Origin of the sequence: Halarchaeum salinum, assembly GCF_039520965.1 — an archaeon.
GTDB classification, from domain to species: Archaea; Halobacteriota; Halobacteria; order Halobacteriales; family Halobacteriaceae; genus Halarchaeum; species Halarchaeum salinum.
This window is the reverse complement of record NZ_BAAABL010000001.1, coordinates 1-2216: the sequence shown is the minus strand read 5'-3', so window position 1 is coordinate 2216 and position 2216 is coordinate 1. Positions and strand designations below refer to the sequence as shown.

Genomic DNA, 2216 nt, shown 5'->3' with positions numbered 1-2216 from the left:
TTGTACGAGGTGTTCAGATACCCGCACTGGGCAGGATTCAGTGACCGTACGAGTCCTTGCGGATTTGCGGTCACCTATGTTGTTACTAGACAGTCGGAGCTTCCATGTCACTGCGACCTGCCTCATCCCGAGGCAGGCATCCCTTATCGCGAACTTACGGGACCAATTTGCCGAATTCCCTGACGTCGGTTGATCCCGACAGACCTTGGCTTTCTAAGCCAGAGCACCTGTGTCGGATCTCGGTACGGATGTTGTGCTCGTCTTTTCACGGGCCCCAGGTTGAATCGAGTTTCCCTCTCTCGCCATTCGTCCGCTTCCTGCCATTACGGCTTCCACGGATTTCGACGATTCGACCGGACGAAAGTCCGGCCCGATATACCCCGAGGCGTCGACTTCTACTGCACAACAGTACTGGAATATTAACCAGTTTCCCTTTTGTCCTCTTCGAACTACGGGAGGACTTAGGACCGACTAACCCTCGGCTGAACGGCAGTGCCGAGGAACCCTTGCTCTTACGGTCGTCGGGGTTCGCACCCGACTAACGCTGCTACTATGACCAGGATTTTCGTTTCTGCACGGTCCACACGAACTCTCGCCCATGCTTCCACCCGAACAGAACGCCGACCTACTGGATCACCCTTTCACGGGTGCCGTAAGGTCTCGGTGACGAACTTGAGCCCCGATCATTTTGGGCGCCTCGAACCTCGGCCGGTAAGCTGTTACGCTTTTCTTAGAGGGTTGCTGCTTCTAAGCTCACCTCCCGGCTGTTTAGGGCTCGAGACCACCTTCAATCGCACTTAGCTCGTACTTTGGGACCTTAACCTTACTCTGGGTTGTCTCCCTTACGGTGCACAGGCTTACCCCGCACACCGGATTCCTCGCGTCCACGGCGTCCGTAAGTTCGGAGTTCGACAGGGGGGCCGACTCCTCTCGGAGGCGGACTCCCCAATCGGTCGCTCTACCTCACGAACTACCTCAGCGAAGGTCATGCTTCGACATGTTTCGGTCGGAACCAGCTGTTGCCGAGTTCGATGGGCCTTTCACCCCTACACGTAGGTCACGGGAGGGTATTGTAAGACACCAACCCTAACAGGCCTCCACATGGCTTTCGCCATGCTTCACCTTGCCCACGCGTAGATCACTCGGTTTCGGGTCGTGTCCGTCTGACTCCCCGCCCTTGAAGACGGCGGTCCTCGCAATGCTGCGACCATGTCGGTTTCCCTATGCCTTCCCCGATAACCGGGTTAGACTCGCCAAACAGACACACTCCCTGGTTCGTTTTTCAAAACGTACGACCGGACATCGGCTCCCCTCCGGTCCTACTACGAGCTTGCACTCGCCTCGTTCCTGGAGGGGCCTTTCATGCCCAGTCGCTCCATCGCCACCTGATTTCAGGCCCTATTTCAGCTCCCTTCTCGGGATGCTTTTCAGCGTTCGCTCACGCTACTTGTTCGCTATCGGTCTCGAGGAGTACTTAGTCTTAGCAGTCGATGCCTGCCATCTTCACGAGGAATTTCCGGTCCCCGATACTCTGGAACTAACGCACGAACTACTTGCTCATCCTACGGGGCTGTCACCCTGTATCGCGCTCCATTTCAGGAGACTTCGCATGACCGTTCGTTCGATGGGAGTTAGTCCGAACACCACATTGCCCGCAAGGGCTTCGGTTTGGACTCTGCCGCGTTCACTCGCGGTTACTAACGGCGTCTCATTCGATTTCTCTTCCTGACCGTACTAAGATGTTTCAATTCCGGTCGTTCCCCATTGCGCAAAGCAATTGTAAAAGGGATTCCCATTCGGATATCCTGAGTTCTACGCCTCCGTGCGGCTCCCTCAGGCTTATCGCAGCTTGGCACGTCCGTCTTCGGCACTCGAGCCGAGCCATCCACCAGGCGGCACAGTAGCCACGTTGTCAATCGTTGTTGTTGTGACGTTCAATAAGACTCAAACCTGCCACCATGGCAGACGAGTCCAGTGAGCGCCTGGATTACACGTACACACGGTCGTCATCGCACGTCCCACAGGTGAACGTGGGAGCGTACATCGACCCTTCCCATCCGCGCTCTCGCGGGATGGTGCATCAGTCGAACTCAACTCCACCTCAAACCTGCCCACACTAAAGGGGCACGATCCGAACCGGAGCTGATATCCATGGACCCACTGGGATTCGAACCCAGGGCATCCTCCTTGCAAAGGAGGCACTCTACCGCTGAGCT

At 56.4% G+C, this 2216-nt stretch carries 1 rRNA gene; it reads right to left on the bottom strand.

What is annotated here, in order from left to right:
• Positions 1 to 1913, bottom strand: a 23S ribosomal RNA gene (locus ABDZ36_RS00005); the annotation flags it as partial.
• Between the last annotated feature and the right edge of the window lie 303 nt (positions 1914 to 2216).